The following is a 246-nucleotide window of genomic DNA, read 5'->3' on the forward strand; positions in this document are numbered from 1 at the left end:
CTGCAGGATCCGCTGGCCGAGCTGGTCAAGATCGAGCCGAAGGCGATCGGCGTCGGCCAGTACCAGCACGACGTCAACCAGACGCAGCTGCAGAAGTCGCTCGACGCCGTGGTCGAGGACTGCGTGAACCACGTCGGTGTCGACCTCAACACCGCCAGCGAAGCGCTGCTGAGCCGCGTCGCCGGCCTGTCGACGACGCTGGCGAAGAACATCGTGCAGCACCGCGATGCGAACGGCCCGTTCCTG

General features: G+C 66.7%; 1 protein-coding gene. It reads left to right on the forward strand.

Annotated features, from left to right (window positions below):
• Positions 1–246: helix-hairpin-helix domain-containing protein (locus tag RYX56_RS24490; RefSeq protein WP_317124405.1), on the forward strand; the 246-nt coding region annotated here is incomplete at both ends.

Origin of the sequence: Alkalihalophilus lindianensis (assembly GCF_032843265.1) — a bacterium.
Lineage (GTDB): Bacteria > Bacillota > Bacilli > Bacillales > Bacillaceae_D > Alkalihalophilus > Alkalihalophilus lindianensis.